The sequence below is a fragment of the Streptomyces sp. NPDC085900 genome (assembly GCF_044540925.1).
Taxonomy (GTDB): domain Bacteria; phylum Actinomycetota; class Actinomycetes; order Streptomycetales; family Streptomycetaceae; genus Streptomyces; species Streptomyces gilvifuscus.
Genome location: NZ_JBITSP010000012.1, coordinates 24152 through 51031 on the forward strand (window position 1 = coordinate 24152; position 26880 = coordinate 51031).

23 protein-coding genes are annotated in these 26880 nt (G+C 71.8%); 8 read left to right on the plus strand and 15 right to left on the minus strand.

Features of this window, described 5'->3' with window-relative positions:
* Positions 1–24: 24 nt before the first annotated feature.
* Both ACIGDI_RS33480 and ACIGDI_RS33485 read left to right on the plus strand, forming a co-directional pair.
* The gene (locus ACIGDI_RS33480; protein WP_399904636.1) at positions 25–1803 is read left to right on the plus strand and encodes an ABC transporter ATP-binding protein; all 1779 of its coding nucleotides are present in this window, start codon (positions 25–27) and stop codon (positions 1801–1803) included.
* Positions 1804–1898: 95 nt separating this feature from the next.
* The gene (locus ACIGDI_RS33485; RefSeq protein ID WP_399904639.1) at positions 1899–3836 is read left to right on the plus strand and encodes a multicopper oxidase family protein; all 1938 of its coding nucleotides are present in this window, start codon (positions 1899–1901) and stop codon (positions 3834–3836) included.
* Between the two features lie 78 nt (positions 3837–3914).
* On the opposite strand, the gene ACIGDI_RS33490 is transcribed toward ACIGDI_RS33485, so the two are convergent.
* The gene (locus tag ACIGDI_RS33490; protein WP_399904642.1) at positions 3915–4151 is read right to left on the minus strand and encodes a hypothetical protein; all 237 of its coding nucleotides are present in this window, start codon (positions 4149–4151) and stop codon (positions 3915–3917) included.
* A gap of 271 nt (positions 4152–4422) precedes the next feature.
* Between ACIGDI_RS33490 and ACIGDI_RS33495 the strand changes: the two genes are divergently transcribed.
* A complete protein-coding gene (locus tag ACIGDI_RS33495) occupies positions 4423–5598 on the plus strand; it encodes a glycosyltransferase (RefSeq protein WP_399904645.1) in 1176 nt (391 codons plus the stop codon).
* 118 nt (positions 5599–5716) lie between these two features.
* On the opposite strand, the gene ACIGDI_RS33500 is transcribed toward ACIGDI_RS33495, so the two are convergent.
* Together ACIGDI_RS33500 and rfbA are read right to left on the minus strand one after the other, a co-directional pair.
* On the minus strand, positions 5717–6790 hold the full coding sequence (locus ACIGDI_RS33500; RefSeq protein WP_399904648.1) for a glycosyltransferase: 1074 nt from the start codon (positions 6788–6790) through the stop codon (positions 5717–5719).
* Between the two features lie 51 nt (positions 6791–6841).
* The gene (gene rfbA / locus ACIGDI_RS33505; protein ID WP_399904651.1) at positions 6842–7711 is read right to left on the minus strand and encodes a glucose-1-phosphate thymidylyltransferase RfbA; all 870 of its coding nucleotides are present in this window, start codon (positions 7709–7711) and stop codon (positions 6842–6844) included.
* Between the two features lie 196 nt (positions 7712–7907).
* On the opposite strand from rfbA, the gene ACIGDI_RS33510 reads away from it, so the two are divergent.
* Positions 7908–8936, plus strand: a complete 1029-nt coding sequence (locus tag ACIGDI_RS33510; RefSeq protein WP_399904654.1) for a Gfo/Idh/MocA family protein — start codon at positions 7908–7910, stop codon at positions 8934–8936.
* Between the two features lie 87 nt (positions 8937–9023).
* Here ACIGDI_RS33510 and ACIGDI_RS33515 read toward each other — a convergent pair whose 3' ends face one another.
* The 4 genes from ACIGDI_RS33515 to ACIGDI_RS33530 form a co-directional block, all read right to left on the minus strand.
* A complete protein-coding gene (locus tag ACIGDI_RS33515) occupies positions 9024–9623 on the minus strand; it encodes a dTDP-4-dehydrorhamnose 3,5-epimerase family protein (protein WP_399904657.1) in 600 nt (199 codons plus the stop codon).
* A 20-nt stretch (positions 9624–9643) separates the two neighbouring features.
* Positions 9644–10300 (minus strand): sulfotransferase family protein, encoded by a 657-nt coding sequence (locus ACIGDI_RS33520; protein ID WP_399904659.1) that lies wholly within the window; start codon positions 10298–10300, stop codon positions 9644–9646.
* Between the two features lie 18 nt (positions 10301–10318).
* Complete coding sequence (locus tag ACIGDI_RS33525; protein ID WP_399904661.1) at positions 10319–10759, minus strand: carboxymuconolactone decarboxylase family protein; 441 nt, start codon at positions 10757–10759, stop codon at positions 10319–10321.
* A gap of 77 nt (positions 10760–10836) precedes the next feature.
* Positions 10837–11865 carry a methyltransferase gene (locus ACIGDI_RS33530; protein WP_399904664.1) on the minus strand — a complete coding sequence of 343 codons (1029 nt, stop codon included), beginning with the start codon at positions 11863–11865 and terminating at the stop codon, positions 10837–10839.
* Between the two features lie 209 nt (positions 11866–12074).
* Here ACIGDI_RS33530 and ACIGDI_RS33535 point away from each other — a divergent pair, with 209 nt between their 5' ends.
* On the plus strand, positions 12075–12692 hold the full coding sequence (locus ACIGDI_RS33535; protein WP_399904667.1) for a DsbA family protein: 618 nt from the start codon (positions 12075–12077) through the stop codon (positions 12690–12692).
* 5 nt (positions 12693–12697) lie between these two features.
* On the opposite strand, the gene ACIGDI_RS33540 is transcribed toward ACIGDI_RS33535, so the two are convergent.
* Both ACIGDI_RS33540 and ACIGDI_RS33545 read right to left on the minus strand, forming a co-directional pair.
* The gene (locus ACIGDI_RS33540) at positions 12698–13576 is read right to left on the minus strand and encodes an NmrA/HSCARG family protein (RefSeq protein WP_399904670.1); all 879 of its coding nucleotides are present in this window, start codon (positions 13574–13576) and stop codon (positions 12698–12700) included.
* 92 nt (positions 13577–13668) lie between these two features.
* A complete protein-coding gene (locus tag ACIGDI_RS33545) occupies positions 13669–14397 on the minus strand; it encodes an SDR family oxidoreductase (RefSeq protein WP_399904673.1) in 729 nt (242 codons plus the stop codon).
* Positions 14398–14644: 247 nt separating this feature from the next.
* On the opposite strand from ACIGDI_RS33545, the gene ACIGDI_RS33550 reads away from it, so the two are divergent.
* From ACIGDI_RS33550 to hemG, 3 genes are all read left to right on the plus strand, one after another.
* Positions 14645–16135 carry an FAD-dependent monooxygenase gene (locus ACIGDI_RS33550; protein ID WP_399904675.1) on the plus strand — a complete coding sequence of 497 codons (1491 nt, stop codon included), beginning with the start codon at positions 14645–14647 and terminating at the stop codon, positions 16133–16135.
* A gap of 38 nt (positions 16136–16173) precedes the next feature.
* Positions 16174–17646, plus strand: coding sequence for an FAD-dependent oxidoreductase (locus ACIGDI_RS33555; protein WP_399904678.1), 1473 nt, complete (start codon positions 16174–16176; stop codon positions 17644–17646).
* Between the two features lie 113 nt (positions 17647–17759).
* On the plus strand, positions 17760–19235 hold the full coding sequence (hemG, locus tag ACIGDI_RS33560; protein WP_399904681.1) for a protoporphyrinogen oxidase: 1476 nt from the start codon (positions 17760–17762) through the stop codon (positions 19233–19235).
* A 74-nt stretch (positions 19236–19309) separates the two neighbouring features.
* Here hemG and ACIGDI_RS33565 read toward each other — a convergent pair whose 3' ends face one another.
* The 6 genes from ACIGDI_RS33565 to ACIGDI_RS33590 form a co-directional block, all read right to left on the minus strand.
* Positions 19310–21061, minus strand: coding sequence for an FAD-dependent monooxygenase (locus ACIGDI_RS33565; RefSeq protein WP_399904684.1), 1752 nt, complete (start codon positions 21059–21061; stop codon positions 19310–19312).
* A gap of 67 nt (positions 21062–21128) precedes the next feature.
* Positions 21129–21656 carry a pyridoxamine 5'-phosphate oxidase family protein gene (locus ACIGDI_RS33570; RefSeq protein ID WP_399904687.1) on the minus strand — a complete coding sequence of 176 codons (528 nt, stop codon included), beginning with the start codon at positions 21654–21656 and terminating at the stop codon, positions 21129–21131.
* 100 nt (positions 21657–21756) lie between these two features.
* Positions 21757–23040: an MFS transporter gene (locus ACIGDI_RS33575; protein ID WP_399904690.1), complete on the minus strand. Its 1284-nt coding sequence runs from the start codon at positions 23038–23040 to the stop codon at positions 21757–21759.
* On the minus strand, positions 23037–24410 hold the full coding sequence (locus tag ACIGDI_RS33580) for a formylglycine-generating enzyme family protein (RefSeq protein ID WP_399904693.1): 1374 nt from the start codon (positions 24408–24410) through the stop codon (positions 23037–23039). The genes ACIGDI_RS33575 and ACIGDI_RS33580 overlap by 4 nt, the downstream gene beginning before the upstream one ends.
* Positions 24407–25186 carry a phytanoyl-CoA dioxygenase family protein gene (locus tag ACIGDI_RS33585; protein ID WP_399904695.1) on the minus strand — a complete coding sequence of 260 codons (780 nt, stop codon included), beginning with the start codon at positions 25184–25186 and terminating at the stop codon, positions 24407–24409. The genes ACIGDI_RS33580 and ACIGDI_RS33585 overlap by 4 nt, the downstream gene beginning before the upstream one ends.
* Positions 25183–26487 (minus strand): SUMF1/EgtB/PvdO family nonheme iron enzyme, encoded by a 1305-nt coding sequence (locus ACIGDI_RS33590; RefSeq protein ID WP_399904698.1) that lies wholly within the window; start codon positions 26485–26487, stop codon positions 25183–25185. Before ACIGDI_RS33590 ends, ACIGDI_RS33585 begins: the two co-directional genes overlap by 4 nt.
* Positions 26488–26880: the final 393 nt, after the last annotated feature.

Sequence of the window (26880 nt, forward strand, 5' to 3'; positions counted from 1 at the left end):
TCCAGCGAGGACAAGGAGACCAGGGTGAGGACCACCGGGTCGGCCACTGCCCGCCATCCCGTCAACAAGCGGCGGATACTGAAGCTGTTCCGCCCCTACCGCAAGAGCCTTCTGTCCGTGGCGTTCCTGGTCGCGGCCTCCTCGCTGGTCTCCCTGATCAACCCCTTCCTGATCCGTGAGATCGTCGACGTGGCGCTGCCCGAGAGCAGGACCGGGCTGCTGTCGGTGCTGGCCCTGGGCATGGTGGCCGTCGCGGTGGCGAACAGTTCGTTCAACGTGTGGCAGACCTATCTGTCGGCGCGGGTGGGCCAGTTGGTCATGCACGATCTGCGCACCGCCGTCTACTCCCATCTGCAGCGCATGTCGCTGGCGTTCTTCACCCGCACCCGTACCGGTGAGGTCCAGTCCCGCATCGCCAACGACGTCGGCGGGATGCAGGTGACCGTGACGACCACGGCGACGGCGCTGGTGTCGGACGTGACGACCGTGCTGGCGACGATCACCGCGATGGTGCTGCTGGACTGGCGGCTGACCCTGGCGTCGCTGGTGGTGCTGCCGGGATTCGTGTGGGTCAGCCGCCGCGTCGGCGACGAGCTGCGCGTGCTGACCCGGGCGCGGCAGCGGCAGTTCGCCGACCTGTCCTCCAACGTGCAGGAGTCGCTGTCGGTCAGCGGCATCATCCTCGGGCACACCATGGGCCGTTCGCGTTCGCTCAGCGACGCCTTCGCCGCGCAGTCGCGCAAGCTCACCGACACCGAGGTCCGGGCGAGTACGGCGGGGCTGTGGTACCAGTCGACGATCTGGGTCGTCATGGCGGCCATGCCCGCGGTGATCTACTGGGTGGCGGGGCTGACCGCGAGCGGCGGCCGCATGGCCGTCTCCATCGGTGAGCTGGTCGCGTTCGTCACCCTGCAGCAGATCCTGTTCCGGCCGGCGCAGCGGCTGCTGACGATCGGTCTGGACATCCAGAGCTCACTGGAGCTGTTCGGGCGGATCTTCGAGTACCTGGACCTGCCCGTCGACGTCGCCGAGCCGGAGCGGCCGGTGGTGCCGGCGCGCCTGCGCGGCGAGGTGCGGCTGCACGACGTCTGCTTCCGCTACGCCGGCGCCGAGCGGCCCACCCTGGAGGGCATCGACGTCACCGTGCCGGTCGGGCGCAGCCTGGCCGTCGTCGGGGGAACCGGCTCGGGCAAGACGACGCTGAGCTACCTCATCCCGCGGCTGTACGACGCCACGTCGGGCTCCGTCACGATCGACGGTGTCGACGTGCGCGAGCTGTCCTTCGCCACGCTGTCGGCCGCGGTGGGCGTGGTCTCCCAGGAGTCCTACCTCTTCCATGCCTCGGTCGCCGACAACCTGCGCTTCGCCAAACCCGACGCCACGGACGAGGAACTGATCGAAGCGGCGCGGGTGGCGCACATCCACGACTATCTGATGTCCCTGCCCGAGGGGTACGACACGGTGGTCGGCGAGCGGGGCTACCGGTTCTCCGGCGGGGAGAAGCAGCGGCTGGCGATCGCCCGCGCCGTGCTGCGCGATCCGCCCGTCCTGGTCCTGGACGAGGCCACCAGCGCCCTGGACACCCAGACCGAGCGGGCCGTGCAGCAGGCCATCGACGCCGCCAGCGCGGGCCGTACCACCATCACGGTCGCGCACCGGCTGTCGACGGTCCGCAACGCCGACGAGATCATCGTGCTGGAGCGGGGGCGGATCGCCGAACGCGGCACGCACGAGGAGCTGCTCGCCCTGGGTGGCCGCTACGCCGCGCTGGTGCGCCGGGACACCGAGATGGCCGCCGTCTAGGCTCCTCCCGCCCCGGGCGGGAGGAGCGGTGAACTCCCTTTTCCTGGACGGGACTTCGAGCGGCTTTGCAGCGGGTATTGCCTACTATCCGGCAGATGGAGAATCCCTCTGCCGACATACCCGACTCGCCCCTGTTCGCCCGGCGCACGCTGCTGCGTGGCGGCGCCGTGGCCGGCCTGGCCTCGCTGGTGCCCGCCTACTCCGTCTTCGGTGCGCCGCACGATGCGGGTCCCGGCGGGCCCGAGCCGTCGGCGGAGAAGCTGATATTGACGAAGTTCCAGGACCCGCTGCGCATCCCGCGGGTGCTGCGGCCCCTCGAGCGCGGCGGTCATGACGAGCTGACCGTGCGGATGCGCACCGCCGACGTCCGGGTGCACTCGCAGATGCCCGCGGTGCGGATGTGGACGTACGAGGGAAGCTATCCGGGGCCGACGATCGAGACGGTCCGCGGCCGCCGGCTGCGCGTGGCCTGGGAGAACGAGCTGACGGGCACGATCCCGGTCACCGCCGTCGACTTCGGTGCACCCGGCGGCCCCGCCCCCGACCCGCTGTCCAACTACCCCGGCACCGCGGGCTGCGAGGAGGTGCCCGGGGTGGCCGGTCTGCAGCCGTGGGCCGCGGTGCATCTGCACGGCATGCTGACCGGGGGCGGCAACGACGGCTGGATGGAGAACCTGATCGCCCCCGGCGACGTGCAGCTGTCGGCGTACCCGAACGACCAGGCCGCGACGGCGCTGTGGTACCACGACCACACCCACCACGTGAGCCGCTTCAGCGTGTACGCCGGTCTGGCCGGCCTGTTCGTCTGCCGCGACGACGAGGAGCAGGCGCTGGATCTGCCGCGGGGCCGGCACGAGGTGCCGCTGGTCCTGAGCGACCGCAACTTCGACCTGGATGCCTCGGGCGCGCTCACCGGAGCTCTGGTGCACAAGGTGGAGATGGTCGGCACCAAGCTCATGCGGACCCACGCGGCCCCCTACACCCTGGTCAACGGCGTGATCTGGCCCTACCTCGAGGTCGATCCGCGCTGGTACCGGCTGCGGATCGCCAACACCGCCAACTCCCGCCTCTACCGGCTGATGCTGCTGGCCGACGGCCGGCCCGTCCCCGGCGCCTTCAAGGTCATCGGCACCGACCAGGGCCTGCTCGATGCCCCGCTGCCGGTCGACGGCGCGCTCAACCTCTCCCCCGGCGAACGCGCCGACGTCCTGGTCGACTTCGGCGCCTTCCGCGGGCAAGCAGTGAAGCTGGTCAACACCATGGAGGGCGTGCAGCCCGGGGCGTCGAGCGCCCGCAACGATCTGCTGGAGCCCGACGTGATGCAGTTCCGCGTCACCGGCCGCAAGCGAGCCGGCCGCTCCACCGCGCCGCCTGCGGTGCTGTCCTCCACCTTCGCGCGGATGACCCACGACGACCTGGACCACGACGCCGCCCGGCGGTGGGTGGTGCTGGTCGGCCCGGGCACGGCGAACGTGCCCGAACTGTGGGAGATGGAGGAGGTGATGGACGCCGACGCGGCGGGCGTCACCTTCCCCGCCGCCGGCATCGTCCAGGTCAAGGACGCCGACGGTACCGTCACGACACTGCGCCGCACCGCGATGGACTACGACGACGGCCGCGCGTTCACCGTGGCCCACGACAGCGTGGAGATCTGGAAGTACCTCAACCTCGCCGCCTCCCCCCACCCCATGCACATCCACCTGGCCCACTTCCAGGTGCTCTCCCGCGACAACTACGACGTGACCGGCTTCGACCGCACCGTGCGCGGGACGGCGAGACCGGTGGCGTATCTGAAGGCGGCCGCACTCGAACCGCACGAGCGGGGCGAGAAGGACGTCATCAGGGTGGGCACCGCGGGCGAGATCCGGCTGGGCCCGAACGGAACCCCGGGCGAGATGGTCACCGTCGCGGTCCGCTTCCCCGTCACCGGCCGCGGCGTGCACCACTGCCACATGCTGGAGCACGAGCAGCACATGGTGCGCCCCCTGGTGGTCGGCCCCGCCGACCACCTCCACGCCGGCCACCACCACTGACCTTTCAACGACGAGTGCCCGCGGCGGTGGTCGGCGCGGGCACTCGCAACACACAAATAAAAGAGGGGGGCGGCGCGGTCAGGCGGCCTTGCGGACGATCTCCACGGGGCCGGAGTCCAGCAGGGTGCGCACGGACGCCTCGCCGTCGGCGACGTCCAGGTCCATGTCGTGGAGGCGGCCGATGACGTTGCGCACGACCTTCTCCGGCTGCGTCTTTTCCGTGCCCTCCCAGACCAGCTCCGGGAAAACGGTCAGATAGACCTTGTCGTTTCCCTGGCTGTAGATGTTCACTTCCATGACGTCACGGAGAGCCATCCGGGCTTCGTAGATCAGGTTGTTCATGTGCCACCGACTTTCGGTATCCGGTTTTCTGAAGGCTTCCTGGCCACACGTACCGACCTCATGATGGTCAGCGGCCGAAGCGTGCGCAACGACGCCCGGAGAATAACCCGTTCAACTGCGGGAAATCCGCGAATGAACGGGCTTGCCAATTGCCGGTGTTTGACAGAAAACGGCCGCGCTGCGGACCATCGGTACAGTTCGCGAATGCCGCAGGCCGCATCCCACGAAAAGCATCCGGAGTGCCATGAAAATCCTGTTCATAACCACGGGCAGTCAGGCCACCTACTATGCCGCTGCCCCGCTGGCGACGGCCGCGCGCAACGCGGGCCACCACGTCATGCTGGCCGCCCACGAGCCGTGGGTGGAGACCGCGGAGGCCATCGGCCTTCCCACCTTCTGCTTCACCGTCGACCCGATCCGGCACTTCATGCGGATCAGCAACCCCGGCAAGGGGCTGCGCTTCCCCCGCGAGCTGGGCGACGAGGAGATGTTCGGGCAGGGCCGCGGCTTCGCGCAGATGGGCCTGGCCGGGGTGAAGTCCCTGCTGGAGCTGGCCAAGGACTGGACCCCGGACGTCGTCGTGGGCAGCTCGCAGAGCTACGCCGCGATGCTGCTCGCCGCCCACCTGAAGGTCCCCTACGTGCGCCACATCGAGTACCTGGGCATCCCGCTCACCGGTATCGACCCCGGCGCCGAGGCGGAGCTGCGGCCCGAGATGGAGCGCCTGGGCGTGGACGGGCTGCTCACGCCCGATCTGCTGCTGGACTCCACCCCGCCGTCGCTGCGGCCCTCGCACGACCCGGCCGCGCAGCCGATGCGCTGGATCCCCAGCAACCCCCAGCGCCGGCTGGAGCGCTGGATGTACACCCGGCCCGAGGGCCGCAAGCGCGTGGTGATCACCTCCGGTTTCCGCAGCCTGATGTTCCGCGACCCGGGCTGGTCCATGCCGCTGCTGGTCAAGGAGCTGGAGAAGCTGGGCGCGGAGGCGCTGATCGCGGCGAACCCCGGCGCCGTGGAGCGGTTCGGCGCCGAGCTGGGCACCGCGCGCGTGGGCTGGATCCCGATGGACGTCACCGCCGCCACCTGTGACCTGGCCGTCCACCACGGCGGTGCGACCACCGCCACCACGCTGATGGCCAACGGCGTGCCGCAGCTGGTCATCCCGGAGAACCCGCCGGAGTTCCCGCCGAACTACCACCGGGAGGCCATCGCCAAGGCCATCACCGACTTCGGTGCCGGCAAGACGCTGTGGCCGCAGGCCCAGGAGCCCGACAAGGCGCCCGGTGAAGTGATCGCCGCGGCGTGCAAGGAGCTGCTGGAGAACCCCAGCTACACCGAGCGGACGCAGTTCGTCGCCAAGGAGATCGCGACGCTGCCCACGCCCGCCGAGATCGTGCCCCGGCTGGAGGCGCTGGTCTGACGGCCGGCACGTCGGCCCCGGCCATCGCGCAATCGCCCCGGAACCGCGGAGAACCTCTCCGTCGGTCCCGGGGCGATCCGCGTGATGCATGTGCGATGCGGGCGGCCGGGTGCTCGGGTCAGCGGGAGGCGAGGGCCTCGATCTCGCGCAGCACCTCGTCCGGGGTGGGCAGCGTGGCGGCCTGGGCGGCCACGGCGCGGGCCCGCTGCGCGTACCGGGGCTCGCTGAGGATCTCCAGGCAGCCCGCCACGACCGCCGCCTGCGGGTCCTGTCCCTGCGGGCGGTGGCGGTCCACCAGCACCGCGGCGCCGTAGCCGCTGATGGCCTCGGCGACGGCCTTGCCGTAGCCGTTGTCGGGAACGATCAGCTGGGGTACCCCGGCGTTGAGCAGCGTCATGGCCGTGGTGGCCCCGCCGTGGTGGACGGCGAGGTCGCAGGTGGGGGCGACCACGTCCAGCGGGATCCAGCCGATGCGTACGTCGCCCAGCTCCGCTGCGAACCGCTCGGCGGCCTCGGGAAGGGCCGCGATCAGCACCTCCACGCCCGCGCCGGTCAGCTCCTCCACCAGCGGGCGCAGCGAGCCGGCGGAGGTGTCCAGCAGCAGGTTGCGGGTGCCCGCGGTGATCAGGGCGCGGCGGCGGCCTTCGGGGCGGGTGTACATCCACGGCTCGATGCGGCGCTGGCTGACCCGGGGGACCCAGCGCATCGCCCGCGCGGCCGGCGCGCCGGGCGGGCGCAGCGGGGGCGGGCACAGGTCGATGAAGAGGTCGGGGGCCGGCAGTTCGCTCAGGCCCAGGCGCTCCAGCTGGGGGGCCAGTTCGGCCACTGCGGTGGCGTCGCGGCGGGCCATGGGAGCGATGTGCCAGATGTGGCGGACGTAGGGCACCTTCAGCTTCGCGGCGAGCACCCTCGGCACGTGGGACAGGCCCCCGACGACCAGGTCGGGGGTCCACTGCCCGGTCAGCTCCAGCAGCGCGTCGATGCGGCCGGCGGCGGTCAGGGCGTCCTGGCCGTAGCGCATGCGCTCGGGGGTGATGCAGACGGCGGGCAGGCCGACGGACTGGGCGGCCGCCATCAGCGGTTCGTCGGCGGCCAGCAGGATCTCGTGGCCGGCGTTGCGGGCGGCGGCGGCCAGCGGGGCGACGCCGAAGACGGCCGCCTGGCTGCCACCGACGGTGAACAGTATTTTCATGGCTGCAGCACTTCTTTCCGTTGCGGGGCGGGAACGCGCGGTGCGCGGGGTTCAGCCGGCCTGGGCCATCTCCATGACGTACTGGCCGTAGGAGGAGTGGGCCAGGCGGCTGCCGAGCCGGTAGCAGGACTCCCGGTCGATGTAGCCCATGCGCCAGGCGATCTCCTCCAGGCAGGCGATGCGCACGCCCTGACGGTGTTCGAGGACCTGCACGTAGTCGCCGGCCTCCATGAGCGCGTCGTGGGTGCCGGTGTCCAGCCAGACGAAGCCGCGCCCCAGGGGGATCAGCCGGGCCTGGCCGCGCTCGAGGTAGACGCGGTTGAGGTCGGTGATCTCCAGCTCGCCGCGTTCGGAAGGCCGCAGCCGGCGGGCGATGTCGACGACCTGGTTGTCGTAGAGGTACAGCCCGGTGATGGCCAGGTTGGTGCTGGGGTGGGCGGGCTTCTCCTCCAGAGCGATGAGCCGGCCCTGCTCATCGAGGGTGCCGACCCCGTAGCGTTCGGGGTCGCGGACCTGGTAGCCGAACAGGACGCAGCCCTCGATGTCCTGCGCGGCCCGCTGGAGCATGGGTCCGAACTCATAGCCGTGGAAGATGTTGTCGCCCAGCACCAGGGCGACGGAGTCGTCGCCGATGTGGTCGGCGGAGACCAGGAACGCGTCCGCCAGCCCGCGGGGCTTGTCCTGCTCCGCGTAGGTCAGGGTGATGCCCAGCCAGGAGCCGTCGCCCAGCAGCCGCCGGAACATCTCCGCATCCCCGGGCGTGGTGATGATCTCTATTTCGGTGATCCCCGCCAGCATGAGAGCCGAAAGCGGGTAGTAAATCATCGGCTTGTCGTAGACCGGAAGCATTTGCTTGGAGACCCCGAGAGTGATCGGATGGAGCCTCGTGCCATTGCCGCCGGCCAGGATGATGCCCTTCACCGTGGGGCCTCCTCAGTAACTTCGTGCCAATTTAGGCGGTGCCCGCACTTTATCGGCGTCGGCCACCCGGCCGAAAGTTTCCCCGGATCCCTCCGCGATCGAATTTCCTCCTGTTGACAGGCACGGGTGTGCTTACTCAGGCTGACGGCATACCGGTTCAGGCATGCGCTTTTACTGTCGTCGTTTAGGTGGACCTGTGGAAAACGAAGATCTGACGCCCGATCTCGAATCCGAGCAGAGGGCCGGTATCGGCATCATCGGATGCGCCGACATCGCCACCCGCCGGGCCCTGCCCGCGATCCGCCGCTCGCCGTTCCATCTGGTCGCGGTCGCCAGCCGCTCCGGGCAGAAGGCCCAGCGGGTGGCGGCCGGCGCCGGCTGCGCGGCCGTAGAGGGTTACGAGCGGCTGCTGGAGGTGCCCGGCATCGACGCGGTCTACATCCCGCTGCCCAACAGCGAGCACGCCACATGGGCGCGGCGGGCGCTGGAGGCGGGAAAGCACGTCCTGATCGAGAAGCCCGCCGTGCCCGCCCAGGAGACGGCCCGGGACCTCGTCGCGCTCGCCGAGCAGCGCGGCCTGGCCCTGATGGAGAACTTCGCGTTCCTGCGCCACCCCCAGCACAGCCAGGCGCAGGCGCTGCTCGCCGACGGGGCGATCGGGCAACTGCGCTCCTACCACGGCACGTTCGGCATTCCGCCGACCGATCCGCGCGGCATCAAGTACCAGGCGGACCTGGGCGGCGGGGCGCTGTGGGAGGTGGGCTGCTATCCGGTGCGCGCCTCCCAGGCCTACCTGGGGCCCTCGGCGCGGGTGCTGGGCGCGGCCTTGAGGTGGGATGCGCAGCTGGGCGTGGACGTGTCCGGGGCGGCGCTGCTGGGCGACGACGACGGCATCACCGCGCACTGCTCCTTCGGGCTGTCCCACGGCTACCGGTCGGCCTATGAGCTGTGGGGCAGCGAAGGGCGGCTGGTGCTGGAGTGGGCGTTCACGCCCTCGGCGGGCGCCCGCCCGGTGCTGCGCCTGGAGCAGAAGGACCGCGAGACACGGATCCGGGCCTCGGCCTCGGATCAGTTCCTCGGGGTGTTCACCACGTTCCACAAGGCCGTACGCGACCCGGCGGCGCGGGCGGAGCACCACCGCGACCTGGTGCGCCAGGCGGGGCTGATGGCCGGCATCCGCGCGCACGCCCTGGACGGACAGGGCCTGGTGGGCGCCGCCCGGTGAGCCCCGACGGGGCGCACCGCAAAAGCAGGAAGACGGCGGGCGGCATCCCGGGGATGCCGCCCGCCGTCTGCCACTCCCCCGCCGGCTCTAACGTGCGGGGGTGAGCGGGCGGGGCGGGCACTGGGCGTAGGTGGGCAGCAGGCCGGCGGCCGCCGCCTGGGCCAGGGTGGGCGCCGCGGCGTCCTTGTCCGAGCGGATCGGCGGCTCCTTCAGATCCCACGGCAGGGCGAGGTCCGGGTCGAGCGCGTCGACGTCGATCATCGTGCCCGGCACGTACTCATGCGAGCACAGGTAGCTCATGCAGGTGTCGTCGGTCAGGGCGAGGAAGGCGTGCCCGACCCCGTCGGGCAGGTACACGGCCGTCTTCGTCTCGGGGCTTTGCAGGGTGACGTCGTAGTGGCCGAACGTCGGCGAGCCGACGCGCAGGTCGACGGCGATGTCGAGGGCGCTGCCGCGCACACAGGTGACGAACTTGTCCTGGCCGGGCGGCACCGTGGTGCCGTGGATGCCCCGCAGGGTGTTGCGCCGCGACACCGAGTAGTTGACCTGACGGACCGTGAACTCCCAGCCGCTGGCGGCCAGCAGCTCGCTGGCCCGCACCGACTCGAAGAAGTGGCCCCTGCGGTCGCTCAGCGGCTCCGGTTGGAGGCGGTAGGCGCCGGGGACCGTCATTTCCGTTATCAGCACCGTAGTTCTCCTCGCCGAACTCAACCGGTGGCGGCCGCGCCGGCCGCCTTCACGATCCGCTGCCGCATGGACGCGGTGTCGTTGGTGCGCGGGAAGGCCTCGCGCGGGACGTCGCTGCCGAGGAAGGCGCACAGCGGCTCCCAGCCCTGCTGCACGTCGTAGACGAGGACGTTGTCCGCGCCCAGCGCCCGCACCACTTCCTCGTTGTGGCGGTGGTAGACGTCGATGGCGTGGTCCTTGTCGGCGAACCGGCCGCCGAACAGCCCGTCCCAGACCATGGCGCGGGTGATGCGCAGCAGCCGGGCCTGCGCACTGCCGGGCTCGGGCGGAGCGGCCATGCTGCGCAGCGCGAACTGGTACAGGGTGTCGTGGGTGCTGCGGTACCAGCTGTCGGCGTCGCGCACCGTGAGGATCATCTTGGCATCGGGGAAGGCCTGGCTGAGCTGGCGGTAGTACAGGGCGCAGGGGCCGTCCACCGCGGCCCGGTAGCCCGCGAACAGGGCCGCCCAGTCGGGGCGTTCGCCGTCGCAGACGACCTTCTCCCACTGCCGCAGCCGTTCGCCGTCGCCGACGATGTCGAACATGTGGAAGGAGGGGCCGTGACCGAGCCGGTCCAGGGCCGCCTTCAGCGAGGTCGTGCCGGTCCTGCCCAGACCGGCGTTGATGAGCGTGAGCACGATGGCCCTCTTCCCTTCTCAGCGCCAGGCCGCGTCTTCCTGGCGGGTGGCGACGTTGACCCGGTTCCACAGGTTGACCAGGCCGATGTGCATGACCAGGGCGCCGAGTTGTTCGTCGGTGTAGTACTGGGCGGACTTCTCCCACACCTCGTCCGAGGCCATGTCCTGCGGGTCGGTCATCAGTGTGACGGCCTCCGCCATCTCCAGCGCGTGCCGCTCGGCCTCGTCGAAGCAGGACTCGGTGCGCCAGCCGGCCACCCGCGGCAGCCGCTCGTCCCACGTGCCCGCCGGGTCGTCGGGGAAGGTGTAGACGCGGCCGTTGATCTCGCTGACGCGCAGCCGGACGAGATCGAGGGTGGTCTTGGGCACGCCCGTCTTGCCGATGACCTCGGTCAGGTCGAGCAGGGGCTGCAGGGCGCCGGGAACGACCAGGGAGGGGTTGTCCATCCGTGCAGTCATCGGGTCTTCTCCTGAAGGGGTGTACGGGGAAACGAGTCGGGTGCGGTGCGCGGGCGGCCTTGTCAGGCAGCGGCCTTTCAGACCGGGATGCCCTCGATGACCGAGATCGGCGCGCTGGTGGGCACGGCGCGGGTGAGCTGGAAGCCGGCCTCGGCGAACAGTTCGGTGTACTCGGCGAGGGTGCGCTCCTGGGCGCCGAGCATCAGCATCAGCCACAGGTCGATGGTCTTGCCCAGATGCTGTTCGTTGGTCTCCGGGATCACGTACTCGATGACCAGGAGCTTGCCGCCGGGGGCGATCGCCTCGCGCGCGTTGCGCAGCGCGGTGACGGCGTCGGCCCGCGAGAAGTCGTGGATGATGTGCTTGAAGACGTAGGCATCGCCGTCGGTGGGCAGCTTGTCGAGGTAGCCGCCGTGCTCGATGGTGAACCGGTCGGCGACACCGGCCGCCTCGAACAGCGCCGGCGAGTCGACGGTGGCGACCTTGGAGTCGTACAGCACGCCCTTGGTGTCCGGCGCCTGCTGCAGGATGCCCGCCAGCAGGTTGCCGCGGCCGGCGATGACGTCCACGACCGTGCCGAAGACGGAGAAGTCGTAGGCGGCCAGGATCGGGGCGGTCTCGGAGGCCGACAGCCCGCCGAACGCCTCGAAGAACACCCGCGCGTAGTCGAGGTTGGCGTGGAAGAAGTCCAGCGCGCCCATGCCGCGCAGCTTGGGCAGGTTGGCCTCGCCGCTCTCCACCGTCTCGGCCAGGTGCCCCCACTCCTGCCACAGCATGGGGTGACTCATCAGCACGGCGAAGCCGCGCATCGAGTCCGGGGCGTCCTCCCGCAGGGGCTCCGACAGCGGGGTGTTCTCGTACCGGCCGTCCCCGCGGACGGCGAACACCCCGTGCCCGGCCAGCGCGCGCAGCAGGCGGTGGGTCGCCTGCGCGTCGGAGCCGACGCGGGCGGCGATGTCCGTGGCGGACAGCGGGCCGCCGGCCAGCACGTCCGCGACGCCGAGCCGGGCCGCGACCGAAATAGCCTGGGTGATCACCGCGCCCTGGATGAGATGGAGCAGTGCGTAGGAGTCGGACTGGTCACGAACCTCGGGCAGCACGGACATGCCTTTCCTTTCGGAGCGCCATTTTCGTGGATTCCAGACCATAGGTCGGCGATTCAAAAACCCGCAACTTCCGTATTCCCGGCCTGTCTTCCCGCAATGTTCAACCGGGGAATTGAGCGGTTGAACGGGACCTGCGTCCACTACTCCTCCAGTGAAATTCCGGGACGGCTTGTCAAATTGTTCCGGCCCGGCTACGTCGAGGAGGCCCCGTGCGGCACGACACCCCCACCCCGGTGGATTTCTGGTTCGACCCGACCTGCCCCTGGGCGTGGATGACCTCCCGGTGGATCCTCGAGGTCGCCCGGCAGCGGCCGCTGCGGTTGCGCTGGCATCTGATGAGCCTGACCGTGCTCAACGAGGGGCGCACCGATCTGCCCGAGCGCTGGCACCGCGACCTCGCCGTGCGGCTGGAGCCGGTGCGGGTGTGCGCCGCCGCCGAACAGACCTGTGGCCCACAGGTGTTGGGCGCGCTGTACACCGAGCTCGGCACCCGTTTCCACCTGCAGCGGGCGCCCAAGGAGCACGCCACCTACGCGGCCGCGCTGACGGCCGCGGGCCTCGACCCCCGCCTCGCCGACGCGGCGGGGGCCGAGACGTACGACGCCGCGGTGCGCGCCTCGCACCACGAGGGCATCGACCGGGTCGGCGAGGAGGTGGGCACGCCCGTCGTCGCGGTCGGGGACGTGGCGTTCTTCGGGCCCGTGGTGACCCCCGCCCCGCGGGGTGAGGCCGCGTTGCGGCTGTGGGACGGGGTGCTCGCCGTGGCGGCGACCGACGGGTTCTTCGAGCTCAAGCGCACCCGCACCCGGGGGCCGGTGTTCACCTGAGTCCTTCAGCGGGATGCCGCGGCCACCGGCGCCGTCCAGTTCTGGGCCAGCCAGCTCTCCAGGGTGACCAGGCCGGGCCGGGTGCGGCGCAACTCCTCCAGGTCGGCGCGGTAGCCGTCGCGCTCGAACCAGTCGAACATGTTGGCCAGATCGGGGCGGGCGTTGCGCAGCGGCTCGATCGGCAGCTGCTGGTAGCGGGTGGGGATGCCGCAGACCGCTGCGAAGGCCGCGGCCATCTGCGGCCCGGTCAGCGCGTCGCCGGCGATCTCCACCGTCCGGCCCAGCCAGGCGCCCGCGTCCTCGAAGGCGTCCGCGGCGAACACGCCGATGTCACTGGTGGCGATGAGCTGCACCGGGATGCGCGGGTCCAGCCACATGGCCAGCACCAGGCCGTCCCCGGCCGGGCGGGGGGCGATGTCGAGCAGGATGTCGTGGAACATCACCGGCCGCAGCACGGTCGTGGGCAGGTCGAGGGTCGCCAGGTACTGCTCGACGCGGTGCTTGCTCTCGAAGTGCGGGACCCGGGTGTCGCGGTCGGCGCCGCCGACCGAGCTGTAGACGAAGTGCCCCACCCCGGCGCGCACCGCGGCGTCCGCCACCGCCCTAGCCTGGCGCTCCTCGGCCTCGACGCCGCCGGGCCCCCGGAAGGTCTGCACGCTGAACACCCCGTGCACGCCGTCCATCGCCGCCGTCAGCGACGCCTGGTCGTCCATGTCGCCGGCCACCAGGACCGCGCCCGCCTGCGCCAGCTCGCGCGCCTGCGCCTTGGCCGGGTCGCGGACCAGGGCGTGCACGCTGTGGCCGCGCCGCAGCAGTTCGCGGGCCACCGCCCCGCCCTGCCGGCCGGTTGCGCCCAGCACCAGGATCGTTCCCTCAAGCGCCACTGTCTTTCTCCAAGTCTCGTGCCCGCCAAGAACGCGCCTGGCGGTGCGGTCGGATGCGGCCGCTGGGCGGCCGCCGTGCGTCGGGGCGCGCGCTACCAGGGGATGGGCCCCTCGTCCGCCAGGCACACGCCCGACGGGCCGGACTCCTCCAGCAGGGCGAGGCGGACCACGACGGCGGCCCCCTCGGCGGGCGTGCGCCGGCCGCGGTGGTGGTTGATGTCGGTGGCCACCACTCCGGGCAGGGCCGCGTTGACCTTGACGGAAGTCCCGCGCAGTTCCTTGGCGTAGGCGAGCGTGAGTGCGTTCAGCGCGGTCTTCGACGACTGATAGGCGATCATGTTCACGCCCGCCAGCGGGGAGTCGGGGTCCGAGGTCAGGGCCAGCGAGGCGGTGTGGCTGGAGAGGTTGACGATCCGGCCGGCCTTGGAGCGGCGCAGCAGCGGCAGCATCGCGCCGGTGACGGTGACCACGCCGAAGACGTTGGTCTCGTACACCTCCCGCATCTCGGCCGCGCCGGCCTGGCTGGGCGGGCCGGTGAAGGTGCCCGCGGTGCCGGCGTTGTTGATGAGGATGTCCAGGCGGCCGTGGCGCCGTTCGATGGCCGCCGCGGCCTCGGCGACGCTGGCCGGGTCCCTCACGTCCAGGCGCAGTGCCGTGGCGGCGATGCCGTCGGCGGCCAGCGCGTCGGCGGCCTGCTTGCCCCGCGTCTCGTCGCGCGCGCCGAGGAAGACGACGATGCCCTGCTCGCCGAGCCGGCGCGCCACGGCGAATCCGATGCCCTTGTTGGCACCGGTGACAAGGGCGATCTTCTCGTCCGTCACGTCAGCTTCCTTTCGAGGGGGGCGGTAATGGGCGCATTCGGAAGAAGAAAAGAATCCGATGGCTTGTGACGATATTGCTGCGGCGCGGACCGCATGCTCAAGTGTTCAGTGTCGCGTTCAATTGCGCCGACTCCGCGGTCGAACACCGGTCACCGTGCAGGGAATTGGGGAATCGTTGCGGCCGGAGATTGCCCTGAGTAGCTTCACCATGGCCAACCATTGCCACAGTGCAGAGGGCCTTTGAAGAATGAAAACAACTGACGTCATCGTGGTCGGTGCGGGCCCGGTCGGCCTGATGCTGGCCGGAGAACTGCGTCTGGCCGGGGTGGATGTGGCCGTCTACGACCGGCTGTCCGCGCCCACCGGGGAGTCCCGGGCACTCGGCTTCAACCGGCGCGCCGCCGAATGTCTGGACCAGCGCGGTCTGCTGCCCCGTCTGGGTGCCTTCCGCTGGGGCCCGATGGGCCACTTCGGCGGTGTCCGCTTCGACCTCGACCTGCTGGACGAGGACCACAGCGGGGTGCTGGGCCTGTCCCAGACCCGTACCGAGCAGGCGCTGGGCGAGTGGCTGGCCGAGCTCGGTGTGCCGGTGCGCCGCGGCCGTGAGGTGACCGGCCTGCGCGAGAGCGCCGACGGTGTCGTGGTGTCCTACGCCGGCCCCGAGGGGGTGGGTGAGGAAAGCGCCCGCTACGTGGCCGGCTGCGACGGCGCGGGCAGCACGGTGCGCGCTCTGGCCGGCATCCCCGCCACCGTATGGGAGCCCACCCGGGGCATGTACACCGCGGAGATCACCGGTGTCAGCCCGCGCCCGAGGCCGATCGGTGAACGGCTGCCGGGCGGCCGCATGGTGGTGTGCACCCCGCTGGGCGGGGGCCGCGTGCGGGTGGTCGTCCACGACCCGGACCTGCCCGCCCGGCCGGAGCCGGGTGCGCTGACGTTCGCCGAGGTCGCCGCCGCGTGGCGGCGGCTGACGGGCGAGTCCATCGACGACGCGCAGTGCCTGTGGGTGTGGGCCTCGGGCAACGCCTCCGCACTGGCTCAGACTTACCGGCGCGGGCGGGTGCTGCTGGCGGGCGACGCCGCGCACGAGATCCCCCCGCTGGCCGCCTGGGGGCTGAGCGCCGGCCTGCAGGACGCCGTCAACCTCGGCTGGAAGCTGGCCGCCACCGTGCAGGGCCGCGCCCCGGAGGGGCTGCTGGACACCTACCACGCCGAACGCCACCCGATCGGGGAGCAGTTGATCCGCAACGCCCGGGCGGCCGCCAAGCTCTACCTCGGGGACGAGGCCATGGACCCGGTGCGCGAGGTGGTGGGCGAACTGCTGGCCCACAAGGACGCCGCCGAGCAGACCGCCGGCATCGTCAGCGGCCTGGGCATCCGCTACGACCTGGCCCAGGGCGACCATCCCCTGCTGGGGCGGCGCATGCCCCCCGACACCGCCCTCACCCTCCCCGACGGCCGGCGCACCCGCGTCGGGGAACTTCTGCGCACCGGCCGCGGACTGCTGCTGACATCCGACACCGACACCACCAACTCGGCGGCGGCCGCAGACGGTTACCGCGACCGTGTCCACGTGGCCACCGGCGTCTGGAGCGTGCCGGGCACGCCGTTGGACGCCGTCCTGGTGCGTCCCGACGGCTATATCGCCTGGACCTCTCCCGGCACCGTCGACGACCTCGCCCACGCCCTCGCGCACTGGTTCGGCGCCGCACGCGTCCGGCAGCCGGCCGGCCGGTGAGCTCCACGACGGCGCCCTTCGAATGAGGAGTTGAAGAGATGGCCAGGGATGTAATCGTGGTCGGGGCCGGCCCGGTGGGGCTGATGACGGCCGGTGAACTCGCCCTGCGCGGCGTGGACGTCGTCGTCCTGGAGCGGCTGTCCGCCCCCACCCGCCAGTCACGCGGCGCGAGCTTCACCAAGCGCACTGCCGAATGCTTCGACCAGCGCGGCCTGCTCGACCGGCTGGGTGCCACCGAGCCCGCCGACAGCCACTTCGGCGGGGTCCCGATCGACCTCGGCCTGCTGGAGGAGGACCACTACGGGCACAGGGGGGTCTCCCAGTTCCGCACCGAGCGGATGCTGGAGGAGTGGGTGGGCGAACTCGGCGTGCCCGTCCTGCGCGGATACGAGGTGAGCGGCCTGCGCCAGGACGAGCACGAGGTCGTGGTGAGCGTGGAGGGCCCCGACGGGAGCACCGAGGAGAGCGCGGCCTATCTCGTGGGCTGCGACGGCGGGCGCAGCACGGTGCGCCGGCTGGCCGGAATCGGCTTTCCCGGCACCGAGGGCCGGCGCGGCTTCCTCACCGCCGACGTCACCGGCATCGCCACCCGCAAGCGGCGCATCGGGGAAGACCTGCCCGGCGGCAGCATGGTGATGGCGATGGACCTGGAGAACGGCGTCACCCGGGTCGTCGTCCACGAGGCGGGCACCCCGCCGCCCGCCGACCGGAGCGCCGTCGCCTTCGCCGACCTCGCCGACGCCTGGCAGCGGCTGACGGGCGAGTCCATCCACCACGGGCAGTGCCGGTGGATCAGCTGCTTCACCGACGCCTCCCGGGCCGCCGACGCCTACCGGCGCGGGAGGGTGTTCCTGGCCGGCGACGCCGCGCACGTGCAGCCCCCGGCGATGGCGCAGGGGCTGAGCGTGGGCGTGCAGGACGCGGTCAACCTCGGCTGGAAGCTGGCCGCGACCGTCAAGGGCCATGCTCCTGAGGGGCTGTTGGACACCTACCACGGCGAACGGCATCCGGTGGGCGAGCAGTTGGCGCGCAACGCGCGTGCGGCGATCGAACTGCGGCTGACGGGTGAGGACATGGACCCGGTGCGCGAGGTGGTGGGCGAGCTGCTGGCCCACAAGGGCGCCGCCGAGTACGCGGCGGGCATGCTGAGCAACCTCGGTGTCCGCTACGACCTGGCCAAGGGCACCCACCCGCTGCTGGGGCGGCGCATGCCCCCCGACACCGCCCTCACCCTCCCCGACGGCCGGCGCACCCGCGTCGGGGAACTGCTGCGCACCGGCCGCGGACTGCTGCTGACATCCGACACCGACACCACCAACTCGGCGGCGGTGGCCGACGGTTACCGGGACCGCGTCGATGTGGTCACCGGCCCCTGGGATGTGCCGGGCGCGCCCTTGGACGGCGTCCTGGTGCGTCCCGACGGCTATGTCGCCTGGACCTCTCCGGGCACCGTCGAGGACCTCGCCGACGCGCTCGCGCACTGGTTCGGCGCCGCGAGCACGGCCCTCTAGGCGCTCTCGACCGGGGGGCTGGGCCCCCCAGCGAGACTGCCAGGACCTGTCTTGACGCCGCGGGACGGCGCGAGACGCCCCTCTTCGACCCCAACCGCGAAGGAACTGGTGGAATGGCTGGCAGCGAACAGGATCAGGTGAGTGGAAAGCCCCACGTGGTGGTCATCGGGGGTGGCATCGCGGGACTGGCGGCGGCGTTCCAGCTGCGCAACGAGCCGGTCCGGGTGACGGTGTTGGAAGCCTCCTCCCGGCTCGGCGGGAAGCTGCAGGTCTCCGAGGTGGCGGGCGTCGCCGTCGACGAGGGAGCGGAGTCGCTGTATGCCAACCGGCGCCGCACGACCGGGCTGATCGCGGACGCCGGACTCGGCGAGAAGATCATGTCGGCCGGTGTCACCGCGTCGGCGATCTGGACCAGGGGCAGCATCCGGCAGCAGCCGGACCGTCAGTTCATGGGCGTGCCCTGCGACATGGACGACCTCGCCCGCTCCGGTGTGGTCTCCGCCGAGGGCGTGGAGCGGGCCCGGCAGGATCTGGTGCTGCCCTCCTTCGACCGGGACGGCGACGTCTCGGTCGCCGACCATGTGGGCGGCCGCTTCGGCCAGGAGGTCGTGGACCAGCTGGTCGAGCCGTTCCTCGCCGGGGTGTTCGCCGGCCGCGCCACGGACCTGTCGTTCGAGGCCACGCTGACGCCGCTGGCGAAGGCGGCCCGCTCGCACGTCTCGCTGGCGGATGCGGCCGGCTCGCTGACGCCCGTGCTCGCCGAGGGGCAAAAGCCGCCGCCGGTGCGGGTGGCCACGCTCGAGGGCGGCTTCGGCTCGCTGCCCGCCGTGCTGGTGCGCGAGGTGCTGACGGCGGCGCCCGACGCGTCGGTGCGCACCGACGCCCCCGTGCGCGAACTGGCCCGCACGGCGGACGGCTGGCGGGTCAGCGTGGGCACCGCCTTCGGGGTGGAGCACCTCGCGGCGGACGCCGTCGTCCTCGCCGTCCCGGCCGGCCCCGCGGGCCGCCTGCTGGCGGGAGTCGCCGGGGCCACGGCGGCCGTGGCGGCGTTCGCCGAAGTGCCCTACGCCAGCGTCGGCGTGGTCACCCTCGCCTACCCCCGCGCGGCCTTCCCCGGCGGGCTTGCGGGCCGCGGCTATGCCGCCTACCGGGTGCCGGCGCCGGAGGGCAAGGCGGTCAAGGAGGTCACCTTCACCACCGTGAAGTGGCCGCACCTGGCCGGCGAGGTGGAGATCGTGCGCTGCTCCCTGGGCCGCTTCGGCGAGACGGACCTGCTGGGCCGCGACGACGCCGACCTGGTGGCGCTGGCGGCAGCCGAGCTGGCCGAGGCCACCGGCGTGCAGGGCGTGCCGGTGGCCAGCCGGGTCAGCCGCTGGCAGGACGCGCTGCCGCAGTACACCGTCGGCCACTTCGAGCGGGTGCGGCGCATCCGGGAGACGGTCGCCGCCCAGCCCGGCCTCGCCGTGTGCGGCGCCCTGTACGACGGGGTGGGCGTGGGGGTGTGCATGGCCTCCGCGCGGCAGGCCACCGAGCAGGTGCTGGCGTGGGTGAAGCAGTCCGCCGCCGCCCGTACGGCTGTCGGCGCCTGAACCGGCTCCCTCACACATCGAAGAGGCCGTGCCCCGTGGGGCACGGCCTCTTCGATGTGCTGTACGGCGTGGGGTCAGGGCTGCAGCACGGCGGCGAAGACCTGCGCCAGGACCTGCTCGGCATCCTCGGCGCCGTCCGTGCTGCGCCAGGCGACGTGCTGGTCGGGCCGGACCAGCAGGGCGCCGGCGTCGGTGATCTCACGGACGGCCGCCCAGCCGCCGTCGAGGTCGGCGTGCGTGCCGCCGTCGCCGATGCGCACCACCCGTACCCCCACGGAGAACTTCTCCGCCACGCGGGCGGCCGCCTCCCGCCACGCCGTCCCCTCGGGGCCGGTGATGAGGGTGAAGTCGGTCCGGCCGGTGAGGTCGAGGGTGGACAGGCGCCGGCCGCCGGCGGTGATCCAGGCGTGCGGCAGCCGGTGGCCGGGGCGGGAGGTGGGCCGGTGCTCGTTGCGCATGGGCACGCGGGCCGGCGGCGTACTGCCGTCGCCGAGCAGGGCGCCGTCCTCGTAGTGGAAGCCGACCTCCATGTCCAGGGACTGGCAGCCGCCGCGGTGGGTGTGGAAGATCTCCAGGGCGCGGGCGCGCACGGTGTCGCCGAGCGGGGAGGGGTCGAAGTAGGACTCCAGGCGCTGCTTGCGGCGGCCGGCGGGGATGTTGTGGCCGGCGCCGACGGCGTCGATGACGGCCTGGTGGTGGACGGCCGCGGAGACCGCCCAGTCGACGTTCTCCCGGCCCACGGGCCGGCGTTCGGCCTCGTAGGTGTCGATCAGGTGCTCGCCGGCGCGGCCGGCGAGCACCGCGGCCAGCTTCCAGGCGAGGTTGTGGGCGTCCTGGATGCCGGTGTTCAGGCCCAGGCCGACGGCCGGGGGCTGGCGGTGCGCGGCGTCGCCGGCGATGAGCACGCGGCCGACCCGGTAGCGGTCGGCGAGGTGGGCGTGCACGATCCAGTCCGTCACCTTGTGCACCGTCACCTCGAGGTCGGGGATGCGCAGCAGCTCGCGGATGCGGGGCACGACGCTGTCGTTGTCCCAGCGTCCGGGCGGGCCGGGGGCGAAGTGCAGGCCCCACTGCTCGCACTCCTTGCCCCAGCGCGGCCCCATCTCGATGAGGTTGCAGGACAGATCGGGGTCCTCGGGGCTGAGGAAGTGCGTGATGAGCGTGCCCTCCTCCCACCACGGGGAGAGGTCGGCGGAGAAGTACACGGTGGTGGTGTTGACCAGTCCGGGCGGGCCCTGCATGCGGATGCCGACCTCGGATCCGACCATGCGGCCGCCGTCGGCGCCCAGCAGGTACTGCGCGGTGACGGTGGTGATCTCCCCGCTGTCCACGTTGCGGATCTCGGCGACGACGTGGTCGCCCTCGTCACGGAAGGAGGTCAGCTCGTGGTGGAAGAGGATCCGTCCGGGATTGCGCTGCTCGGCGTGGCGGCGCAGGATCGGCTCCAGCCACATCTGCGGCAGCTTGGCGGGCAGCAGCGGGCCGGCCGCCGCGTAGGTCTCGCGCAGCGTGCCGCCGCCGAAGGCGTCCATCTCGTGGATCAGGCGCCGCTCCAGCGGCCCGTCGCCGGCGAGCGTGGTCTGCCAGCGCACCTTGCCGAACTTCTCCAGCGGCGCCGCCTCGGCGAGCACGTCGTCGGCGACGCCGTGCTGCCGGTAGATCTCCATCGTGCGCTGGTTGAGGTAGTGCGCCTTCGGAACCCTCGATGTGTCCGGGTGCCGTTCCACCAGCAGATGATCGACGCCCTGGTCGGACAGGAAGACGGAAGCCGACAGACCGCATCCGCCACCGCCCACGATCAGAACCGGAACCTCGATGGCTCCCATATTCGCCCCTTAAGGATCGACCGATGCCTTGCCAGTCGCAGCCTGGCAAAGCCGTCTTCAGCACCGGTCAAGCACGACTGGACCGCAGCCGCAGCCCCGACCGCAGCCGTGACTGCTCGCGCCACGGGCGGCGCCGGCCGGACTCCTGCGCGACCGGCTGCGCGGACTGTTCGCTGTAGGCCCAGCCGAGCCAGTCCTTGATGTCGACCGCCACCACCGGGCCGCCGTCTTTGAGGTAGCGGGGGCCGTCGAACTGCTCGTACTTGCCGTCCAGCAGGCCCAGCGCGTGCGTGCGTTCCGCACCGTCGTCGAGGATGCGGGCGGTGCCGCGCAGCCGCACCCACCACGCCCCCAGCCAGTTCTCGTCGTAGCAGTCGGCCAGGACGGTGACCCGCTGGTCGCGGTCGAGGTTGCGCAGCCGCTTGGGCCGCGGATTGCCGCTCTTGGGCTTGTCGGTGGGTGAGTAGAAGACGTTGCCGTCGACCACGAAGATGACCGGCACGACATGGGCGCGGCCGCGTTCGTCGACCGTGGCCAGCCGGACGGCCCGTTCCCGCTCGAACCGGCGGCGCATCTCTTCCTGCCCGAGTTTCATCACCGCTCCTTGTCTGTGGGTCCCTGATGCTGGACAGGACGAAGGTCCTGGGCGCTGGAGAGGACGAAGTGGGCGCACGGCGCCGCTCGTGCGGTGGGGCTCAGCGCCGTTCGGTGCTCACCAGCGGTTCCTGCCGCTGCCGGTGGTGCCGGCGCCGTCGCAGCAGCAGGATCAGCAGCGCGCCGAGGGCGGCGAGGGCGACGGTGGTCTGGCCGGACAGCCGGATCGTGCCCGCCGCGCCGAACGCGCCGACCAGGGGGCCGCCCAGGGCCGCGCCCAGCGGGGTGGCGATCACCAGGATGGCGCTGCGCAGGGCGCTGAGGCTGACCAACTCCTCGATGGGCGCCTTCTGTTGCAGCAGGGTGATCGTCACCGGCCCGTAGGGGGCGTAGATCAGCCCGCCCAGGCCGAAGCCGGCGATGCCCGCGGCGAGCGTGCCGAAGTGGGCGAAGGGCAGGATCGCCAGCCCCCAGCCGGCCACGATGCCCAGCACGGTCGGCCACAGCGGCAGCCGCCGCAGCGTCCCGGTGACCCAGGTCCCGATCACCGCGCCGACGCCGAACGCGCCCCAGATCCAGCCGAGCACGGTGGGATCCGAGCCCATCCGCTCGGCCACCACCACCGGGACCGCCACCTCGATCGGCCCGTACAGCAGGTAGAACACGAAGGTGAGCGCGAGCAGGCCCATCAGCTCCGGATGGCGGGCCAGGGTCTTCCCGCTGCGCCGCAGCGGCACCGCGGGACGGCGCTCGATGGTGCCCTCGCCGCGTACCCGGGCCGTCACCAGGGCGAGGTAGAAATAGCTGACCGCGTCGCCGGCCAGCACCGCGGCCGGCCCGAACGCGGCCGAGACCAGACCGGCCAGCGGCGGTCCGGTGATGAACGACAGCGTCTCCTGGCTGCCCACCAGGGCGTGCCCGGCCAGCCGGTCCTCGGCCGGCAGGGTCTCGGCGACGAACGTCTGCCGGCCGGCGATCCCCCAGGCGTGCAGGATCGAGGACAGGGCGAGCAGCGCGATGTAGGTCGCGGCGTTCAGCAGCCCGGTCCAGTACAGGACCGGGATCAGCGCGAACAGGGTGCCGCGCAGCAGGGCGTTGACCAGGATCAGGCTCTTGGCGTTGCGTCCGCTCAGCCAGCGTCCCAGGGTGAGGGAGCCGAGCGCGGCGGGCAGGCTGTAGGCGGCGACGGCGAGCCCCACCACCAGGGACCGGTCGGCGGGGGCGGCCAGTTCGACGGCCAGCCACGCCACCCCGATGAAGCTCATGCCGTCGCCGAGGAAGGAGATGAGGAATCCCGGCTGCAGCCGGCGGAAGTCGGGGTTGGCCAGACAGCGGGTGTAGCCCTGGGGCAGCACCCGCTGGATCCGCCGCCGTACTTCGGTCATCGACCGGGCCCCTCGGATTCGCTCACCGCGCAGCGGAACCCGATCTCCGGGCTCTTGGTCACCAGCGTCTTGCCCGCCCGGCTCAGGGCGGTGAGCAGCGCGGGGGGTGAACTCCACGCCCCGCCGCGGACGCTGACCTCGGCCGACCACTCGCCCCACAAATCGCCCGGGTCCATGCCGGCGAAGCGGGGCTGGAGCGGCAGGCCGTCCAGGAACCGGGTGGAGGTCCACTCCCACACGTTGCCGCACAGGTCCCGCACCCCGAAGGGCGATTCGCCGCCGGGCAGGTTCACCGGGCCGGTCAGCGCGGGCAGTTGGGCGACGGACAGGTCCTGGAGCCGGCGCAGCCACGCTTGGCGGTCCAGGGCGGCGTCGCCGTCCCAGCCCAGGACCGAGTGCAGGCCCCGCACCCGCTCGGGCCGGAACCGCGCCCCCCAGGGGTGGCGCCGGTGGTCGTCTCCGCGTGCGGCCCGCTCCCACTCGTCCTCGGTGGGCAGCCGCTTGCCGCACCAGGCGGCGTAGGCGACCGCGTCGTACCAGCTGACGCCGGCCACCGGGTGGTCACCGGCGCAGCGGGGGTCGTCGGCGGTGGAACGGGTGTGGTCGGTGTTGCGCGGCTCGTCCGGGTGGCACCACAGGTGGCCCTGCTCGCCGACGTCGGCGACGAAGGCGTCGTAGGCGTCGTTGGTGACCGGGCAGGTGTCCAGGTAGAACCCCTCCACGGCGACCTCGCCGACGGCGGGCTCGCCCAGCTCGTCCCAGGAGCGTTCCTGGCCGGGCTGGGTGCCGCGGCGCAGCCGCCCGGCGGGGATGTGCCGCATCCCGGCCAGGGAGAGCCGGCTGGGCAGCCGGTCGGCCGACAGCGGGACGGGCAGCTCCTCAAGGACCGCCCCGGCCAGGTCCGGGTCGGCCAGCAGCGTGCGCGCCGAGGCCAGGGCCTGGGCGTCCGCCACCGTCACGTAGTTGCCGACGCCCGCGGCGATCTGCTGCGGTGCCCGGCCCAGCACGGCCAGCAGGGCGTGCAGGGCCGCCGGGCCGCCCGCGGACCGCAGGACGGGGGTGGCGGCCAGGGCGGCCAGGGCGGGCGTGCGCACGCTCTCGTCCGGGTCGGCCAGCGCCCAGCCGACGGCCTCGGCCGCCAGCTCCGGGGCCAGGCGGACGGCGGCGGCCAGGGCCTGGCGGCGGATCTCGGGCGTGTCGTGCAGCAGGCCGACCGCGAGGCTTTCGGCGAGCAGCTGCGGGTCGGCGAGCTGCTCCAGGCTGCTGAGGTAGCCGGCGAGCAGGGCATCGCGCTCGGCGGCCGGCCCGTCGGCCCAGGCGGCGATCCGCAGGACTTGGGAGGGAACGTCGGGGGTGGTGGTCGTGGTCATCGCGCGCCGGCCTCCGCTCCGGTGATCATCTTGGCGAAATCCTCGCCCGCCCGGTGGCTGTACGCCGTGCCCGCGGAGGGCTTTTCCCCCGCGGAGTAGTACACGTACAGCGTGGCCCGGCTGGTGTCGTCGAGCACGGGGCCGGAGTGGTGGAGGATGTTGAAGGTGTGGCAGATGACGTCGCCGGCCTCGGCCTCCAGCGGAAGTCCCACCGGTTCCACGCGGCGCGGCGGGTAGCGGTGGGATCCGGGCACCAGGACCAGGCAGCCGTTGCGCAGGGTGGCGTCGTCGAGGTAGATGCCCACGTTCACCAGGGGGGTCAGCGGCAGGTCGTGCGGGAAGTCCAGGTGCCAGTCCAGGGCACTGTAGGAGCTTCGCTTGCCCCGTTTCATCTGCCATACGGCGCCGTCGACGGCGTCCTCGAAGCGCCAGGTCGGCCCGCCCAGCAGGCCGGGGCCGAGCGCGTCGAGGCGGCGTCGCTCGATCAGGTCGCGGGTGTCGGCGCAGTGCAGGGTGAAGTAGGGCAGCCGGTGCAGCGTCGCGTGGCCGTCCTCGTCGTAGGACGGCTTGATCACCTGGTCGCGGTGCTCGGCCGGCACCGTTCCCTCCAGGGTGTCGCGTTCCAGGCGGCGGGCGTCACGCTTGATGAGGTCCACGTCGTCGGCGTCGAAGACGCCGCGGTAGACGACGAATCCGTACTGCTCGTAGAAGGCGCGCTGGTCGGCCGTCACGGTGCCGTCGTAGCGGAAGCGGGGGATGCGCTGCGGGGAGCTCACCGGATCACCCCCCGAAAGCCGATCTCGTTGTGCCGGTCGGTGAACAGGTCCTTGCCGCGGAAGTACGCCGTGACCTGCTCGCGCATGGAGGTCCACGCGCCGCCCCGGATGACCACCGAGGTCTCCTCGGCCGTCGCCCATTCGGTGCGGGGCCGGCCGGAGATCATCGGCTTCATCCGGTCCCGGGTGAAGAAGTTGGTGTCGGTCCATTCCCAGCAGTTGCCGACCAGGTCCGCAACCCCGTAGCTGCTGACGTTCTTGGGGTGGGTGCCGACCGGGACGGTGGTGACGGCGGGGGTGGTCTCGTCGAAGGTGCTCAGGGTGTCCCGCCAGTGCTCCAGGCTCTGCGCCGGGCCGAAGGAGGCACCGAACCAGCGCAGGGCGTCGGGGTCGAAGGTGTCGCCCCACGGATACAGCGAGCCCTTCTCGCCGCGGGCGGCCTTCTCCCACTCCAGCTCGGTGGGCAGGCGTTTGCCGATGTGCGCGAGGTAGGCGTAGGCGTCGTACCAGTCGACGCCGGTGGCGGGGTGGTCGGGGCCGAAGCGGGCGTCGCCGACGATGCCGCGGCGGTGGTCCTTGTCCTCGGGCTCGTCGGGGTGGCACAGCGCGTGCTCGGCGGCCAGCGGGCCGTCGGCCCACGCGTCGTAGTCCCGGTTGGTCACCGGGTGGCGGTCGATGAGGAAGTCGGGCAGGTGGCGCACCTGGCGGGGCACGGCGTCGTCCACGTCGTACAGCGGGTGGGTGACGTCGTCCATGCCGATGCCGACGACGAAGTCGCCGCCGGGGATGAGGACCATGCCCTCGGGGACGGGCCGGGGCAGGTTCTCGGGGTCGTAGTCCCAGTGCTCGCCCAGCGCGCACCCCTCGGGCAGCCGGCCGGTGCGGGCGTGCTCGCGCTCCAGCTGGAGGCGGGCCGCGCGGTCCTCGGCGCCGAGGACGGCGTCCATCGCCTTGGCCACGACGGCGGCACCGATGCCCACCGGCTTGGTGCTGCGCAGCAGGCCGGCCTCGGCCGGCCCGGTGATGTGCAGCAGCTCCTCGTACGCCTCGCCGATGCGGTGCCGGCCGGCGATCTTCGCGGCGGAGAACACCACGAAGTCCTCGTCGTCGCCGAGCAGCCAGACCAAAAATTCCCGCGCCGCGGGCAGCGTGGCCATGAACGGCTCGACGCCTTCCAGAACCGTCAGGCGGACATCCGCACGCGGGTGGGTCGCCGCCATCGCGCAGAGTTCTTCGATGACCATGGGGTGGCGAAGTGCCGCGATCGCCTCACGCAGTTCGGCGCGTTCTTCCCCGGTCAATGGTTCGCGTGATGTCTGCCAGACCTCCGGGGCCAGAAAACGCTCGACCAGCCCGTTCACATTTTTCTGCTCGACGGCAAAACGTTCGTAACTCCACCTGTGCACTGATCCCACCTCGATTGCCACGGTCAGATATCCCTGGGCCGAAAACCCTGGCCTGTGGAGGGTGATATCACCCTCCACAGGCCACGAGAGCGCCTTGATCAGGCAGCCCACTTGAAGTACTTACCGGCCGGGCGCACACCGCCCTTACGCTGCGAGCGCAGAGCGTTCCACTGACGAAGCGTCTTCATCTGATTCACCTCCCGAAGCTGTATCGGCAATCGAGTGCATTGACGATCGCGTCGGGTGCTCCGCTGTGTCAAGTTCCTGGTTTTTCAAGGGTGTTGTTCG

Excerpts from the sequence above, each read along its gene's own strand:
- ACIGDI_RS33580 (WP_399904693.1), bottom strand. The coding sequence starts at position 24,410 with ATGACCACGACCACCACCCCCGACGTTCCCTCCCAAGTCCTGCGGATC.
- ACIGDI_RS33550 (WP_399904675.1), top strand. The coding sequence starts at position 14,645 with ATGAAAACAACTGACGTCATCGTGGTCGGTGCGGGCCCGGTCGGCCTG.
- ACIGDI_RS33575 (WP_399904690.1), bottom strand. The coding sequence starts at position 23,040 with ATGACCGAAGTACGGCGGCGGATCCAGCGGGTGCTGCCCCAGGGCTAC.
- ACIGDI_RS33555 (WP_399904678.1), top strand. The coding sequence starts at position 16,174 with ATGGCCAGGGATGTAATCGTGGTCGGGGCCGGCCCGGTGGGGCTGATG.
- ACIGDI_RS33530 (WP_399904664.1), bottom strand. The coding sequence starts at position 11,865 with ATGTCCGTGCTGCCCGAGGTTCGTGACCAGTCCGACTCCTACGCACTG.
- hemG (WP_399904681.1), top strand. The coding sequence starts at position 17,760 with ATGGCTGGCAGCGAACAGGATCAGGTGAGTGGAAAGCCCCACGTGGTG.
- ACIGDI_RS33570 (WP_399904687.1), bottom strand. The coding sequence starts at position 21,656 with ATGAAACTCGGGCAGGAAGAGATGCGCCGCCGGTTCGAGCGGGAACGG.
- ACIGDI_RS33485 (WP_399904639.1), top strand. The coding sequence starts at position 1,899 with ATGGAGAATCCCTCTGCCGACATACCCGACTCGCCCCTGTTCGCCCGG.
- ACIGDI_RS33490 (WP_399904642.1), bottom strand. The coding sequence starts at position 4,151 with ATGGCTCTCCGTGACGTCATGGAAGTGAACATCTACAGCCAGGGAAAC.
- ACIGDI_RS33525 (WP_399904661.1), bottom strand. The coding sequence starts at position 10,759 with ATGACTGCACGGATGGACAACCCCTCCCTGGTCGTTCCCGGCGCCCTG.
- ACIGDI_RS33500 (WP_399904648.1), bottom strand. The coding sequence starts at position 6,790 with ATGAAAATACTGTTCACCGTCGGTGGCAGCCAGGCGGCCGTCTTCGGC.
- ACIGDI_RS33565 (WP_399904684.1), bottom strand. The coding sequence starts at position 21,061 with ATGGGAGCCATCGAGGTTCCGGTTCTGATCGTGGGCGGTGGCGGATGC.
- ACIGDI_RS33495 (WP_399904645.1), top strand. The coding sequence starts at position 4,423 with ATGAAAATCCTGTTCATAACCACGGGCAGTCAGGCCACCTACTATGCC.